We start from the raw sequence: 13,478 nt of genomic DNA on the forward strand, positions 1-13,478 counted from the left end.
TCGTCAAGCTCCTGATCAGTTGAGCGGGCCGCCGGCCACGTACATGACCTGGCCGGAGACGAATCCGGCCGCGTCCCCGGCGAAGAAGGCGACGGCGTTGGCGATGTCGTCCGGCTGTCCGACGCGCTGCACCGGGATCTGGCTCGCGGCCGCCTTCTGGAAGTCGTCGAAGCCCATGCCGACGCGCTCGGCGGTCGCGGCGGTCATGTCGGTGGCGATGAAGCCGGGCGCCACGGCGTTGGCGGTGACGCCGAACTTGCCCAGCTCGATGGCGAGGGTCTTGGTGAAGCCCTGCATACCGGCCTTGGCGGCGGCGTAGTTGACCTGGCCGCGGTTGCCGAGCGCCGAGCTGCTGGAGAGGTTGACGATCCGTCCGAACCCGGCGTCCACCATGTGCTTCTGACACGCGCGCGACATCAGGAACGCGCCCCGCAGATGCACGTTCATGACCGTGTCCCAGTCGGACTCGCTCATCTTGAAGAGCAGATTGTCGCGGAGCACACCGGCGTTGTTCACCAGGATCGTCGGCGCGCCCAGCTCCTCGGCGACACGCCCGACCGCGGCCTCCACTTGTTCCGCGTCGGACACGTCGCAGCCCACGGCGATGGCCTTGCCGCCCGCCGCGGTGATCTTCTCCACGGTGGCCGCGCAGGACGCCTCGTCGATGTCGAGCACGGCGACGGCGCGGCCCTCCTCGGCCAGCCGCGCGGCGGTCGCCGCGCCGATGCCGCGGGCCCCGCCCGTCACGATCGCGACACGCTGCTCGTTGGTGGACATGCGGGTTCTCCTCGCCTCGGGTAGCAGCTCACCGTCCCGGCACCCGGGGATGAGCAACCGCTTAGTCGCTTCAGCAGACGAGACGCTATGAGGCCCGCCGCCCACTGTCAACGACCCGTTGTGATGCCCTTGCTCACCCTCGCCCGTCAGCGCACCAGCAGGTCGAGCAGCCGCTCGACCTCCGCCTCCGCGTCCGTGGTCAGCCCGGTGTGCACCGGCCCCGGCTGGACGACCGTGGAACGCGGCGCGACCAGCCAGCGGAACCGCCGCCCCGGGGCGTCACCGGCCGCCTGACCGGCCCGCTCTCCCCCGCGGCAGATACCCTCCACCGCGTGCAGCGCGGCCCGTACGCCCGCCACGTCCGCCGATGGGTCGAGCGCGAGCAGCCGGGTCTCGTCCAGATGGGTGCGGGCCGCGACGAACGACGTCGCACGGCAGTAGACGACGACGCCCGCGTTGATCAGCTCACCGCGCTCCACCCGGGGAACGAGCCGCACCAGCGCGTACTCGAACACATCCCGGCCATGGTGCAGCCCGCTCACTTCGCTGCCTTTCCGTCGACCCATACGCGCAGCCAGTCGGGAGCCTTCGACGGCCCGTCACCGGAGCGCTCCGCGAGCGTGATCCTGTCACCGACCGCCGCGGCCCGCTCCAGCAGCACGCGCACATAGGCGCGGCGCACCGCGTCCGGGCCGTCGAAGCCGGGCTCGTCGGCCAGCCAGGCGTCGGGGACGTCGGCGGTGACCTCGGTCAGCAGCTCCTCGGTGATCCGCGGCGCGAGCGTGGCCGCCGCCGCGGCCACATCCGGGGCGAACGGGGCGAGCACATGGTCGGAGGCGTCGTACGGCTTGGCGGCGGCCGCGTCCAGACCGCGCCAGCTGTGGTGCCAGATCATGGTGGCGCCGTGGTCGATGAGCCACAACGCGCCATGCCACACCAGCAGGTTGGGGTTGCGCCAGGACCGGTCCACATTGCCGACGAGCGCGTCGAACCACACCACCTGCCCGGCCTCCGCCGCGCCCACCTCGAACGCCAGCGGGTCGAAGCCGAGCGAACCGGGCAGATAGTCCATCCCCAGGTTGAGCCCACCGCTGGCCTTGAGCAGCTCCTGCACCTCCTCGTCCGGCTCGCCCAGCCCGATCACCGGATCGAGCTGAATCCGCACCAGCTCCGGAACCCGCAGCCCCAGGCGGCGCGCCAGCTGCCCGCAGATGACCTCGGCGACCAGGCTCTTCCGGCCCTGGCCCGCGCCGGTGAACTTCATGACGTACGTGCCGAGATCGTCGGCCTCGACGATGCCGGGCAGCGACCCGCCCTCGCGCAAGGGCGTGACATATCGGGTCGCGGTGACTTCGGTCAACATTTTCCCAGGCTATCCGACTTACTGGCCTTACAATCCACGATTTACTCCAGACGCACACAAGCCGGGAGAGCCGCCGCGATAAGCCCTGGGGAGAATCTGGGGAGTTTCGGCCGACACGTCGATCCCCCGCCTCTCCGGCAGTCTGTCCATCACAGTGCGCCCCTTGCTGCCAGCCTCAGGCATGTCCGCGCACTCGTCCGCCACCCTCCCAGGCGTTTTCACGCCCGCCGGGTCATTCGCCCGCGGCGTCCTCGGCCTCCCAGCGCAGCAGGTCGCCCGGCTGGCACTGGAGCACCTCGCAGAGCGCGGCGAGCGTCGCGAAACGCACTGCCTTGGCGCGGCCGTTCTTGAGTACCGCCAGGTTGGCGGGCGTGATCCCTACGCGGTCCGCGAGGTCGCCCACGGACATCTTCCGCCTGGCCAGCATCACGTCGATGTCGACCGTGATCGGCATCAGATCACCTCGTCCAACTCGGCCTGCATCTGTGCCGCTTCGACGTCGCGCGCGACGGCCTGGGCGAGCAGCATCCGCAGCACGAGCACGATGAGCGCGACCCCCAGGATGGCCAGGCCAATCCCGCCCATGATGACGGTGACGCCCGGGTCGTCCCGCTGGCCCGGCGCATTGAGGGCCGTGACCGCGAACCACAGGAGGGCAGCCGCCACGATCGCGCCGATCACGGCGTCCACGTACCGGAAGGCGGCATGGGAGAACACGGTTCCGCGTCGCACCATCGTCACCAGCCGCCATACGCTGACCAGGGCGACCTGGGCCGCGCCCATGCCCAGGACCGTGATCACGCGCAGCGGGGTCAGCGGGAGCGCCCCGCCCTCCGGGTCGCTCCCGCTGACCAATACCCACACCATCAATGCCTGCACGAACACGGTGCCGGCGAGCACCACCACGAGCACGGCGCGAAGCGCACGCACTGCCAGCCGTCCCATACTTCATCCTTCCATCGAGTTACGATGGGAATCTATCGAATATCGATAGATCAATCAAGGGTTGACGCCTCCGGGGCGGCCGGGAATCGCAACCGGGTCCGGGCCCGGTGATCCAAACGAAGCCGCCTAGTAGCTGTCGTGGCTGGGCTTACCGTTCGGCCGGTAGACGCCGACGATGGTGCCGCCGTTCGTCGTCGAGACGCTGACCGGCTCCAGCGCAGTGGGGATCGCTCCGTCGGCGAACAGCCGCTTGCCGGTGCCGATGATCACCGGATGGATGGTCAGCCGGTACTCGTCGACGAGGCCGTGGCGCATGAGGGTCTGGGCGAGGTCGCCACTGCCCACGACGTTGATGTTGCCGCCGTCGGACGCTTTCAGCTTGCGTACGGCGTCGACGGTGTCGCCCTCCAGCAGCGTGGAGTTCTGCCACTCGACGGATGTCAGGGTCCGAGACGCCACGTACTTGTGCATGCTGTTCATCCGATGGGTGAACGGGTTGTCGAGATCGGCGGTCGGCCAGTACGACGCGAAGATCTCGTACGTCTTGCGGCCGAGCAGCATCGCGTCGGAGGACTCGTACCAACCGGCGATGGCCGTGCCGACCTCGTCGTCGCTCACCGGCTTCTGCTAGCCGCCGTGCTCGAAGCCGCTCTGGGTGTCCTCGTCCGGACCGCCCGGCGCCTGCATGACGCCGTCCAGCGTCAGGAACGTGCAAACGATGATCTTGCGCATGGTGCGCTCCCTTCGTCGACGGATAGACCGCACAACCGCCGGAAACTCATCGGCGGAACTTCCGCGGCGCAGCACCAGGGGCCGTCGTCTGGATCACCCCGGCTGTGAAGTTCGACGCAGGTCAGCGCCACCCGGTAGACGGCTTCATGACGTACGTGCCGAGATCGTCGGCCTCGACGATGCCGGGGAGCGACCCGCCCTCGCGCAAGGGCGTGACATATCGGGTCGCCGTGACTTCGGTCGGCGTTTCGCCAGGCTACTGAACTCGCCGGCCTCGCAAGCCACGAGAAGCGCTGGTCGTACCCGGCGCTCCGGCGACCACCTTCGACCCGGACGGGCCGCCGCGGCGATCGCCACGACCGTGAACGCCGGTACCCCACCGCGGCGGCTGCTGCTCGGCTCCGACGCGCTCGCCGGAGCACGCGCCCGGCTGGACCGGACGCGCCGCGAAATCGACGCCAACGAAGCACTGACCAGGAGCGCGGACCTGGCCGAGGCGTGAGCGGCGCGGGCACCTGCCGGAGCATCCGCTCGCCGCCCGGAAACCCGACAGGCCGCACGGTGCCCACCGCCGGCCACCCCTCTCGTCCAACAACACCGCTCGACGGTTGAACATGTGAGCGTCCGGCCGCGTATGGAATCGAAACGTCCCTGGATCAGGAGGCACCACCATGACGCAGCCGGAAACCACCGGATGGGGCACCACCCGTCGCGCCGTCGTCTCCGCTGCCGGAGCGGCCGGGCTGGCCGCCGCCCTCACCGCCTGCGGTAAGGAAGACAGCAGCGACTCGGATAGCTCACAGAACGCCGGTTCCGCACAGGAGTCGGCCGGGTCCGGGCAGTCGGGCGCGGCAGGCGACTCGTCGGGGGGCGGCGGAGGTGGCATGGAGCTGGCCAAGACCTCGCAGATACCGGAGGGCGGCGGCATGGTCTTCAAGGATCACAAGGTCGTGGTGACGCAGCCCTCTTCCGGGCAGTTCAAGGCGTTCTCCTCGATCTGCACCCACCAGGGGTGCTCGGTCGGCGACGTCTCGGACGGCACCATCAACTGCCCGTGCCACCAGAGCAAGTTCGACATCAGCGACGGCAGCCCGAAGGGCGGACCGGCCACGAAGGCGCTGCCCGGCGCCAAGATCACGGTGGAGGGCACTTCGATCAAGATGGCCTGACCGCCTGCCAGCAGGCGATGACGTCCTCGGTCGAGGTGACGGTCGCGACGAGGGCGAGGGTGTGACGGACCATTGCCGGGGTGTACGAGGCGGGCACCCCGGCGATGGCGTCCGCGGGCACCACGGCCGTATAGCCGAGGTTGACCGCGTCGAAGACGGCGTTGGGTATCGCCACATTGGCCGACACGCCGACGATGACCAGGGTGCGGCAGCCCAGATTGCGCAGCAGCGCGTCCACACCGGTCCCGGCGAGCGGCGACAGGCCGTGCAGCCGCCGGACCAGCAGATCCTCCGCGCCGACCGGGACCGGTTCGGCGATCCGTACCGCGTCGCTCCCGGTGAGCTGCTGGACCGGCAGCCGCTCGGCGGCCCGGAACAGCCGTGCGTTGCGGTTCGCGCCGCGCCCGTCGGCGCGCCGCTCGGCCACCGCGTGCAGCACGGTTACGCGCGTGTCGTGGGCGGCCGACACCAGCCGGGCGACACGCCCGAGCGCGCCGGACTCCCGGGCCTCGGCGGCGAGTTCGGGCAGTGCGCTGCCCGGACCCACGACGCCGCGCTGGCACTCCACGGTGAGCAGGGCGCAGCCCTCGGGCCGGAGCAGTTCGGGTAGCGACACGGCGGCCTCCTGACTTCTCGCGCCGGGAGGGTAATGGCCATTGCCTATGGAGGGAAGAGTCGCGATTCTGTGCGGATGACCGTCACCCAGCGGCGGGGACGCCGCATCATGATGACCGCGTCCGAGCTGGACACCTTCCTCGCAGAACAGCGCACCTGCCGGGTCGCGACCGTGTCCGCGGACGGGCGGCCGCATATCAGCGCGCTGTGGTTCGCCTGGGACGGCACGGCGCTGTGGCTCTACTCCCTGACCCGCAGCCGCCGCTGGGTCGAGCTGCGCGGCGATCCGCGGCTCTCGGTCATCGTCGACGACGGGCACGACTACGGTGAGCTGCGCGGCGCCGAGCTGAGCGGCGACGCCGTCTTCGTCGGCGAGGCGCCGCGTTCGGGCGCGCCGTGTCCCGAACTCGACGCGCCGGAGCGGATGTTCGCGGCGAAGTACTTCGAGCTGGACGCCATGCCGCACGACGGGCGCCACGCATGGCTGCGGCTGACCCCGGACACGGTCAGCTCCTGGGACTTCCGCAAGCTGCCCCAGGGCTGAGCGCGCCGCACCAGCCGGGCGCGGTCAGTCGACGATCTTCTCCCCCACCGACCGCAGGACCTCCACCGCCGCGCGGATGGAGGGCCTGCGGTCGGCGTCGGCGCGCCAGACCGCGTAGACGTGGCGGCGCATGGTGGGCGGGCTGACCGGGACCATCCGCACGCCCTCGGGCACCGGGCCCCGGCCGAGCCGGGGGACGACGCCGATCCCGAGCCCGGCGGCGATCAGCGCGAGCTGGGTCTGGTGCTCCCGTGCGGTGTGCCGGATGTGCGGCTCGATGCCCTTGCCGCGCAGGGTCACCATCAGCCAGTCGTAGCAGAACCCGCCCTCGGGCCAGGACACCCACTCGTCGTCCACGAAGTCCTCCGGCTCGACCGCGCAGCGGTCGGCGAAGGGGTGGTCAGCGGGCATCGCCACGTCCACCAGGTCGTCCAGCAGGGCGGCCTTGACCAGCCCGCCGGGCACCGGCAGCGGCTTGTTGTACCAGTCGAGGACGACCGCCACGTCGATGTCGCCGCGCACCACCGCGGGCACCGACTCGTCCGGCTCCATCTCCTGCAACCGGGCCCGCAGCTGCGGATGGTCGGCCCGGATGCGCTCCAGCGCGGCGGGGAAGAGGCCGCGGACGGCGGTCGGGAAGGCGCCGAGCAGCAGCTCGCCGACGGCGTGTCCGCGCTGGGCCTCCAAGTCCGCCTGGGCCAGCTCCACCTGGGACAGGATGCGCGCCGCGTGGTCGGAGAGCAGCCGCCCGGCGTCGGTGAGCCGCACCCCGCGGCCGTTCTTGGCGAGCAGCTGCTGCCCGGTCTCCCGCTCCAGCTTCGAGAGCTGCTGGGAGACGGCCGAGGTGGTGACGTGCAGTCCTTCGGCCGCACCGCTCACGGAACCGTGCCGGGCCACGGCGTGCAGGGTGCGCAGGCGATCCAGATTCATGTAAGCGATGCTACGCGATAATGCGCATGAATTCTCGCTTGTTCTAAGAAGTTGCAGCCAGCAAGCTGGGTGTCATGACCTCAGCGACCACCGCGGCGTCCACCCCCGCCACCGAGCAGCCCCCGGCACCCGCCGCCCGCCCACGACGGCTGTTCGACTGGCGGATACGCTTCGGCGTCCTCACCCTGGTCTGGGGTTTCAGCTTCCTGTTCATCAAGGTGGGCACCGAGGCCTTCGCGCCGCTGTACGTCACGCTCGGGCGGATGCTGTTCGGCACGGCCGTCCTTTTTGCGGTGCTGGTGGCGAGGCGGGAGCGGCTGCCGCGCGGGGCCCGGGTGTGGGGCCATCTGGCGGTGGCCGCCTTCTTCCTCAACGCGCTTCCGTTCTCGCTCTTCGCCTACGCCGAGACGACCATCCCCTCCACCCTGGCCGGTATCTGCAACGCCGCCTCGCCCCTGTGGGGCATGGTCGTCGCGGTGGCCGTCGTCTCCGACGACCGCCCGACGCGGCAGCGCGTCGCGGGCCTGGGCCTCGGCTTCGCGGGCGTCCTGATCGTGCTGGGCGCGTGGCAGGGCTTCTCCGGCCAGGACCCGGTGGGCACGGCGTTCGCGCTCACCGCCTCGCTCAGCTACGCGGTCGGCTGGGCGTACGTCCGCCGCACCCTCGCGGACACCGGGAACTCCCATCTGGCCATGTCCTCCGGCCAGTTGCTGCTCGGCACGGTCCAGCTCGCGGTCGCCGCCCCGCTCGCCGCCCCGGCCCCGGGCTCCTATCCCCTCCTCCCCCTGCTGTCGGTGCTGGCGCTCGGCGCCCTGGGCACGGGGGTGGCCTTCCTGATCCAGTACGGCCTGGTGGCGGAGGTCGGCCCGACGACGGCGATGATGGTGACGTACTTCGTCCCGGTGATCGCCACCGCGGCGGGCGTGCTGATCCTCGGTGAACACCTCACCTGGAACACGCCCGTGGGCGCCGCGATCATCCTCATCGGCGCGGCCCTCACCCAGCGCCGTTAGACCTCCCGCGAGCACCGGCCTCAGTCCATCCGTCCCGCCGGGGCCGGGCTCGCCACCGCCGAGGCCACCGCGTCGGCGAGCCCGGCCACCTCATCGGCGCGCAGCGGAGAGACCGTCAGCCGCAGGCCCGGCCCCGAGGCCACCCGGAACCTGGCGCCCGGGGCGACCGCCCAGCCCGCGGAGAGGAGGCGGGCCACCGCGCCCGTCTCGTCGGGCACCGGGACCCAGACGTTCATCCCGCTTCGCCCGTGGGCGGCGACTCCCCGCTGCCGCAGGGCTTCCACCAGGGCGTCGCGGCGCGCGTCGTACGCCGCCGCGACCGCCGCCGCGTCCACCGCGCCGGTGCGCCACAGCCGCGTCACGGCGTCCTGCAGCAGATGGCTGACCCAGCCGGGGCCGAGGCGCTGCCGTCCGCGCAGGCGGTCCAGGGTGACGGCGTCGCCGGTGAGCACCGCGAGGCGCAGATCGGGGCCGTACGCCTTGGCGGTGGAGCGGACCAGGACCCAGTGGTCCGTAACGCCCGCGAGCGGATGGAGGGGCAGGTCCACGATGCCGTGGCCGTGGTCGTCCTCGATGAGCAGCACACCGGGGTGACCGGCGAGGACGGCGCGCAGCTCACCGGCGCGCGCCGCGCTCACCACCGCGCCCGTCGGGTTCTGCGCCCGGTCGGTGACGACGAGCGCCCGCGCGCCTTGGCGCATCGCCCGCTCCACCTCCTCCGGCAGCGGCCCGTCGTCGTCGAGCCCGACGGGAACGGTGCGCAGCCCGAGCGCCGGGATCAGGTCGAGCAGACTGCCCCAGCCGGGGTCCTCGACGGCGACCGCGTCGCCGGGCCGCAGATGGGCGGCGAGGACGCGTTCGATGGCGTCGAGCGAGCCGGAGGTGACGGCGACGGGCCCGTCCGGCACGCCGTCCGCGTCGAAGGCGGTACGCGCCGACTCGCCGATGCCGGGGGCGACCCCCGGCGCGCCGTACAGCGTGGGGTTCTCCGCGGCGCGCGCCGCGGCCTCCGCGAGGGCCGGGCCGAGCGGCGGCAGCAGGGCGGGGTCGGGGTTGCCGGTCGCGAGGTCGCGCGCCCCCGGGGCCTCGACCCGGAGCCATTCGCGCGGCGTACTCGCGGGGCGCGCCCGCACCCGGGTCCCCCGGCGGCCCGCCGTCTCGATCACTCCCCGTTCCCGCAGGACGCGATACGCGGCCGCGACGGTATTCGGATTGACGCCCAGCCGCGTGGCCAACTCCCGCTGTGGCGGCAGCGATTGGCCAGGCGACAGGGTCCCGGCGCCGACCGCCCGCTCCACACTCGCCGCGATCTCGGCTGCGCCACGCCCTTCGATCAGATATTCTCCTAGCACAAAACGTAGTTTGCACTAATGCAATGGAGTGCGCAAATGAGTGCGACCACCGAGCCGGACGAGACGACCACCGAGCCGGGCGACACCGGCTACGCCGCGACCGACCGCACGACCCCGACCCGCGCCCGGGAACGCGCCTCGTACGACCGGGACGTGGTGCACGCGATCCTCGACGAGGGATACGTCTGCCACCTGGGCTTCCTGCGCGACGGCGGCCCGGTCGTCCTGCCGACCCTCTACGCCCGGTCCGGGACCCGCCTCTACGTCCACGGCTCGACCGGCTCACGCCCCCTGCGGATGGCGGGCGCCGAGGACCCGGGGATGCCGGTGTGCCTGACGGTCACCCACCTCGACGGCCTGGTGCTCGCGCGCTCGGCGTTCCACCACTCGCTCAACTACCGCTCGGTGGTGGTGCACGGCACCGCCCGCCCGGTGCGGGACGAGGCCGAGCGCGCGGCGGCGCTCGACGCGGTGGTGGACCATGTGGTGCCGGGCCGGGCCGCCGACTCCCGCCGCGCGAACGCGAAGGAGCTGGCCGCCACCGCCGTGCTCTGCCTCGACCTCGACGAGGTTTCCGCCAAGATCCGCACCGGCGGCCCGAGCGACGAGCCGGAGGACATATCGCTCCCGTACTGGAGCGGCGTGATCCCGGTCGCCCGGAGCTACGGCGCGCCCGTCCCCGCGGACGACCTGGCGCCGGACACGCCCGTACCCGGCTATCTCGCGTCGCTGGGCTAGCTCCGGTCCGCGCCGCGTCACGGTCCGGGCCCCCGGACGCGTTAGGCGGCCGCGTCAACCGGCCGCGCTACGGGGCCGGGTCGGCGGGGCGGTCCTCCGGTGATTCGTCGTCCGCCGCCGCCCGGCGGTGCCCCCACTCGGACGCGGCGGGCGCGGGCGCGGCGGGGGGCGCCCCCGCCGCCACCGGCTCCGCTCCCGCCGCCTTCGGCGCCGACGTCTGCGCGATCAGCGCCCCGCCCAGCACCAGCACGCCGCCGACGACCTGGACCATGCCCAGGTGTTCGTCCAGCAGCACCCAGGCCAGCACCGTCGCGACGACCGCCTCCAGGCAGGCCACCACCCCGGCCACCTGCGGCGACAGCCGACGCACCGAGAGGACGCCGGTCAGATACGCGATCACCGTGGCGACCAGCACGATCCAGCACAGCAGCAGCGCCGCGGGCACCCGGGTGCCCGCGAGGTCGGCCTGCCCCGCGAGCACCGGCCAGTCGGTCTCCCACGGCCGGGCGACGACCGTCAGCGTCGCGGCGCCGATCAGCAGTCCGTACGCGATGACTCCGAGCGGATCGGCCGCGTCCTGCCCCTCGCTGCCGTGGTCGGACAGGACGAAGTAGCCGACCTGGCAGCAGGCGGCGCCGAGAGCGAGCAGCAGCCCCAGCGCGTCGAAGCTCAGCCCGGACCACACCTCCACCACACACGCGAGCCCGCCCACGGCGAGGACGACGCCGACCGCCGCCGACCGGCTCACCGGCCGCCGCTGGACGAACCGGACCCACCCCAGCACCAGCGCGGGCGCGAGGTACTCGACGAGCAGCGCGACCCCGACCGGGATGCGCGAGAGCGCGGCGAAGTAACAGGCCTGGACGCCCGCCACGGCCAGCAGGCCGAACCCCAGCAGCAGTCCGGGGCGCCGCAGCGGCAGCCGCCGGTGGCGCCAGACCAGGGGCAGCATGACGAGGGCCGCGCCCGCCACCCGCAACCAGGTGACCTGCAACGGTTCGAGCCCCGCCTCGATCAGCGGCTTGGCGGCGACGCCCGAGCCGCCGAACGCGAGCGCCGAGACCAGGGCGAGCCCCAGACCGACACGCTTTCCCTGATCATGGCCCCGGCCTCGCGTGCTGTGCATCGGGCCATCATGTCAGTCCGATGTCAGGACCGTCACCACGTTTGCAACTGGCACGGTTCGCCATCCAGCGCCGTGACCAGCAGATCCACATCCACCCCCGCCCGCCGCAGCACCTCCGCGGCCCGGCACTGCCGGTCGTAGGTCAGCGCGGCGAGGAGGTCGGGGCCCTCGGCGAGGGGCACACCCCGCGCCGCGGCGCGCCCGACCGCCGCCGCCATCGCGGCCGCGGCCGCCGGAGACCAGCCGGACAGCCCGTCACCGGCGCCGGTCGCGGAGACCTCGACGGTGCCGCTCCACCGGAGCCCGTAGCCGATGGTGCGCTGCACCAGATAGCCGAGCAGCCGCGCCACTTGGGGCGGGCCACCGGCGAACGCGCCCCACACCCGCGGGTCGTTCTCCACCACAGTGTGCAGCAGATGAGCCGTGTCGAGCTGGTTGTCCCCGTCGCGTACGGCGCGCCGACGGGCCCCGGTGACCACGGCGGCCAGCCGCTCGCCGAGCCGGTCCTCGAACCCGGCACCGGCCTGGTCGACGGAAGTGGAAAGGGTAGGACTTCGCACGCTCTCACCCCATCAGTCCCTTGAGGCCGAAGCATCCTCGTCGGGAAGCATGTAAGCATCCCACCGTAGTTGGGCATGGATGACCGGAAATCATCCTCGGGGAGGAGAGAACCCGGCCTTCTTCCCGACTCCGAAACCCCACTCCGAAACCCCTCGAAACTCCCGCGGCGCGCAACCGCCGCGACCCCGGGGGCCGTCCCCCACTCACAACCGCGTCTTTCCGCCACACACAGTGCCGCCAAGGAGTCCGATGACCGCCCGGCCGCTGCTCTTTCTGGACATCGACGGTGTCCTCAACCCGGTTCTGCCGACCGACGGGTTCACCGCCCACGACATACTCGACTTCACCGTGCTGCTCTCCGTCACCCACGCCGACTGGCTGCGCGAGCTGTCGTCCACCTACGAACTTGTCTGGGCCACGACCTGGGAGCACGAGGCCAACCGTCATATCGCGCCACTCCTCGAACTGCCCCGGCTCCCGGTCGTGGAGTTCACCGGCTACGAGGCGCGGCCGGACGATCCGAAGCTGCCGGTCCTCGACCTCTTCACGGGCCGCAAGTGGGCCCCGATCCTGCGGTACGCCGCGGGCCGCCCGTTCGCGTGGGTGGACGATGTGATGCCGGAGCGACTGGTGAGCCGGTCCCGCCTGCGGCGCGACCGGCTGCTGCTGCCGGTCGACCCCGCGCACGGGCTGCGCCGGGAACACGTCGACCGGCTGCTGAACCACCCGCCCCGGGCGCGCCGCCTGCCGCGGCTGCGACGGCACTCCGCCCGGAACCCACAGGCTGACGGTGCGCCCGTGGGGAACGCTCCGGGTGGCGCGACCACGGTGCGCGTCGACGGCGGCCTCACCGGGCGGCCGTGTCCCCCTCGTCGTCCTCGGCCAGGATCAGATACAGCTTCTTGCGCGACTCGTTGATGACGGACAGCGCCTTCTGCCGCTGCTCGGGACTGCCCGTCTTCCAGACCTGCGCGAACGCCTCCATCAACCCGAATCCGGCCTGCCGGACCTCCTGCATGGCCTCCCAGTCGATGCCGCGCCCGGCCTCTTCCCACGGAGCCTGCGACCCCGCCTCGGCCTCACCGCGCCCGGCCTCGGTGAGCGCGTACAGCTTCTTGCCGCCGTCGCTCTCGCTGCTGATCATCCCCTCGTCCTCGAGGAGTTGCAGCGTCGGATAGACCGAACCGGGGCTCGGCTTCCACGCTCCCCCGCTGCGCTCGGCGATCTCCTGGATCATCTCGTAGCCGTGCATCGGACGGTCCTTGAGCAGCGCCAGGATCGAGGCGCGCACATCGCCGCGCCGCGCCCGGCCACGGCGTCCGCCGCCGCCCCGGCCGCCGAACGGAGGCCCTCCGAAGAGGGGTCCGCCGAAGCCGCCGGGCCCGGGCCCGAACGGCCCGAAGGCCGCACGCCGCTCCTCGAACTCACCCCGGTCGCGCCGACCGGGTCCGCGGTGTTCATGTCCACGGTGGTGTCTCATCGTGACGCTCCTTTCATCGTCGATCCATCACGATGACTCAACGATATATCGGAACCGATCGGATAGCAATGCCCGAGCGGAGAGAGCTCCCGGCACCAACCCCGGGAGCAGCCGTGGAATCGCCGACACGGCA

Annotated in this window: 17 protein-coding genes and 1 pseudogene; 6 read left to right on the forward strand and 12 right to left on the reverse strand. The window is 72.0% G+C overall.

Annotated elements, in window-relative coordinates; genetic code table 11:
• Positions 1-15: 15 nt before the first annotated feature.
• From fabG to ABZ370_RS34420, 6 genes and pseudogenes are all read right to left on the reverse strand, one after another.
• Positions 16-777 carry a 3-oxoacyl-ACP reductase FabG gene (gene fabG, locus ABZ370_RS34395; RefSeq protein WP_358629106.1) on the reverse strand — a complete coding sequence of 254 codons (762 nt, stop codon included), beginning with the start codon at positions 775-777 and terminating at the stop codon, positions 16-18.
• A gap of 146 nt (positions 778-923) precedes the next feature.
• Positions 924-1,319: a DUF3037 domain-containing protein gene (locus tag ABZ370_RS34400; RefSeq protein ID WP_358629109.1), complete on the reverse strand. Its 396-nt coding sequence runs from the start codon at positions 1,317-1,319 to the stop codon at positions 924-926.
• A complete protein-coding gene (locus ABZ370_RS34405; protein ID WP_358629112.1) occupies positions 1,316-2,140 on the reverse strand; it encodes a HipA family kinase in 825 nt (274 codons plus the stop codon). The genes ABZ370_RS34400 and ABZ370_RS34405 overlap by 4 nt, the downstream gene beginning before the upstream one ends.
• A gap of 232 nt (positions 2,141-2,372) precedes the next feature.
• Positions 2,373-2,594, reverse strand: coding sequence for a helix-turn-helix transcriptional regulator (locus ABZ370_RS34410; RefSeq protein ID WP_355946194.1), 222 nt, complete (start codon positions 2,592-2,594; stop codon positions 2,373-2,375).
• A complete protein-coding gene (locus ABZ370_RS34415; RefSeq protein WP_358629115.1) occupies positions 2,594-3,085 on the reverse strand; it encodes a DUF2975 domain-containing protein in 492 nt (163 codons plus the stop codon). The genes ABZ370_RS34410 and ABZ370_RS34415 overlap by 1 nt, the downstream gene beginning before the upstream one ends.
• Positions 3,086-3,211: 126 nt before the next feature.
• Positions 3,212-3,817, reverse strand: a pseudogene (locus ABZ370_RS34420) (dihydrofolate reductase family protein).
• A 361-nt stretch (positions 3,818-4,178) separates the two neighbouring features.
• Between ABZ370_RS34420 and ABZ370_RS34425 the strand changes: the two are divergent.
• Together ABZ370_RS34425 and ABZ370_RS34430 are read left to right on the forward strand one after the other, a co-directional pair.
• Positions 4,179-4,319, forward strand: a complete 141-nt coding sequence (locus ABZ370_RS34425) for a hypothetical protein (protein WP_358629118.1) — start codon at positions 4,179-4,181, stop codon at positions 4,317-4,319.
• Positions 4,320-4,488: 169 nt separating this feature from the next.
• Positions 4,489-4,986, forward strand: coding sequence for a Rieske (2Fe-2S) protein (locus tag ABZ370_RS34430; protein ID WP_358629121.1), 498 nt, complete (start codon positions 4,489-4,491; stop codon positions 4,984-4,986).
• On the opposite strand, the gene ABZ370_RS34435 is transcribed toward ABZ370_RS34430, so the two are convergent.
• Positions 4,973-5,602, reverse strand: coding sequence for an isochorismatase family protein (locus tag ABZ370_RS34435; protein ID WP_358629123.1), 630 nt, complete (start codon positions 5,600-5,602; stop codon positions 4,973-4,975). The two genes, ABZ370_RS34430 and ABZ370_RS34435, sit on opposite strands and share 14 nt — an antisense overlap.
• A 75-nt stretch (positions 5,603-5,677) precedes the next feature.
• On the opposite strand from ABZ370_RS34435, the gene ABZ370_RS34440 reads away from it, so the two are divergent.
• A complete protein-coding gene (locus tag ABZ370_RS34440) occupies positions 5,678-6,145 on the forward strand; it encodes a pyridoxamine 5'-phosphate oxidase family protein (protein ID WP_358629126.1) in 468 nt (155 codons plus the stop codon).
• A gap of 24 nt (positions 6,146-6,169) precedes the next feature.
• Here ABZ370_RS34440 and ABZ370_RS34445 read toward each other — a convergent pair whose 3' ends face one another.
• The gene (locus ABZ370_RS34445; RefSeq protein WP_358629129.1) at positions 6,170-7,075 is read right to left on the reverse strand and encodes a LysR substrate-binding domain-containing protein; all 906 of its coding nucleotides are present in this window, start codon (positions 7,073-7,075) and stop codon (positions 6,170-6,172) included.
• Between the two features lie 74 nt (positions 7,076-7,149).
• Here ABZ370_RS34445 and ABZ370_RS34450 point away from each other — a divergent pair, with 74 nt between their 5' ends.
• Positions 7,150-8,088, forward strand: coding sequence for a DMT family transporter (locus ABZ370_RS34450; protein ID WP_358629132.1), 939 nt, complete (start codon positions 7,150-7,152; stop codon positions 8,086-8,088).
• A 20-nt stretch (positions 8,089-8,108) separates the two neighbouring features.
• Here the strand turns inward: ABZ370_RS34450 and ABZ370_RS34455 are convergent, their stop codons facing one another.
• The gene (locus tag ABZ370_RS34455) at positions 8,109-9,440 is read right to left on the reverse strand and encodes an aminotransferase class I/II-fold pyridoxal phosphate-dependent enzyme (protein ID WP_358629135.1); all 1,332 of its coding nucleotides are present in this window, start codon (positions 9,438-9,440) and stop codon (positions 8,109-8,111) included.
• Positions 9,441-9,476: 36 nt separating this feature from the next.
• Between ABZ370_RS34455 and ABZ370_RS34460 the strand changes: the two genes are divergently transcribed.
• A complete protein-coding gene (locus ABZ370_RS34460; protein WP_358629138.1) occupies positions 9,477-10,178 on the forward strand; it encodes a pyridoxamine 5'-phosphate oxidase family protein in 702 nt (233 codons plus the stop codon).
• A gap of 67 nt (positions 10,179-10,245) precedes the next feature.
• On the opposite strand, the gene ABZ370_RS34465 is transcribed toward ABZ370_RS34460, so the two are convergent.
• Both ABZ370_RS34465 and ABZ370_RS34470 read right to left on the reverse strand, forming a co-directional pair.
• Positions 10,246-11,304 (reverse strand): EamA family transporter, encoded by a 1,059-nt coding sequence (locus tag ABZ370_RS34465; RefSeq protein ID WP_358629141.1) that lies wholly within the window; start codon positions 11,302-11,304, stop codon positions 10,246-10,248.
• A 32-nt stretch (positions 11,305-11,336) separates the two neighbouring features.
• Complete coding sequence (locus ABZ370_RS34470) at positions 11,337-11,864, reverse strand: Clp protease N-terminal domain-containing protein (RefSeq protein WP_358629144.1); 528 nt, start codon at positions 11,862-11,864, stop codon at positions 11,337-11,339.
• A 250-nt stretch (positions 11,865-12,114) separates the two neighbouring features.
• Here ABZ370_RS34470 and ABZ370_RS34475 point away from each other — a divergent pair, with 250 nt between their 5' ends.
• Complete coding sequence (locus tag ABZ370_RS34475) at positions 12,115-12,783, forward strand: HAD domain-containing protein (RefSeq protein ID WP_358629147.1); 669 nt, start codon at positions 12,115-12,117, stop codon at positions 12,781-12,783.
• Here the strand turns inward: ABZ370_RS34475 and ABZ370_RS34480 are convergent.
• Positions 12,713-13,345, reverse strand: coding sequence for a PadR family transcriptional regulator (locus ABZ370_RS34480; RefSeq protein WP_358629150.1), 633 nt, complete (start codon positions 13,343-13,345; stop codon positions 12,713-12,715). The genes ABZ370_RS34475 and ABZ370_RS34480 overlap by 71 nt on opposite strands.
• Positions 13,346-13,478 lie beyond the last annotated feature (133 nt).

The organism is Streptomyces sp. NPDC005962, assembly GCF_040629205.1.
Classification (GTDB): domain Bacteria; phylum Actinomycetota; class Actinomycetes; order Streptomycetales; family Streptomycetaceae; genus Streptomyces.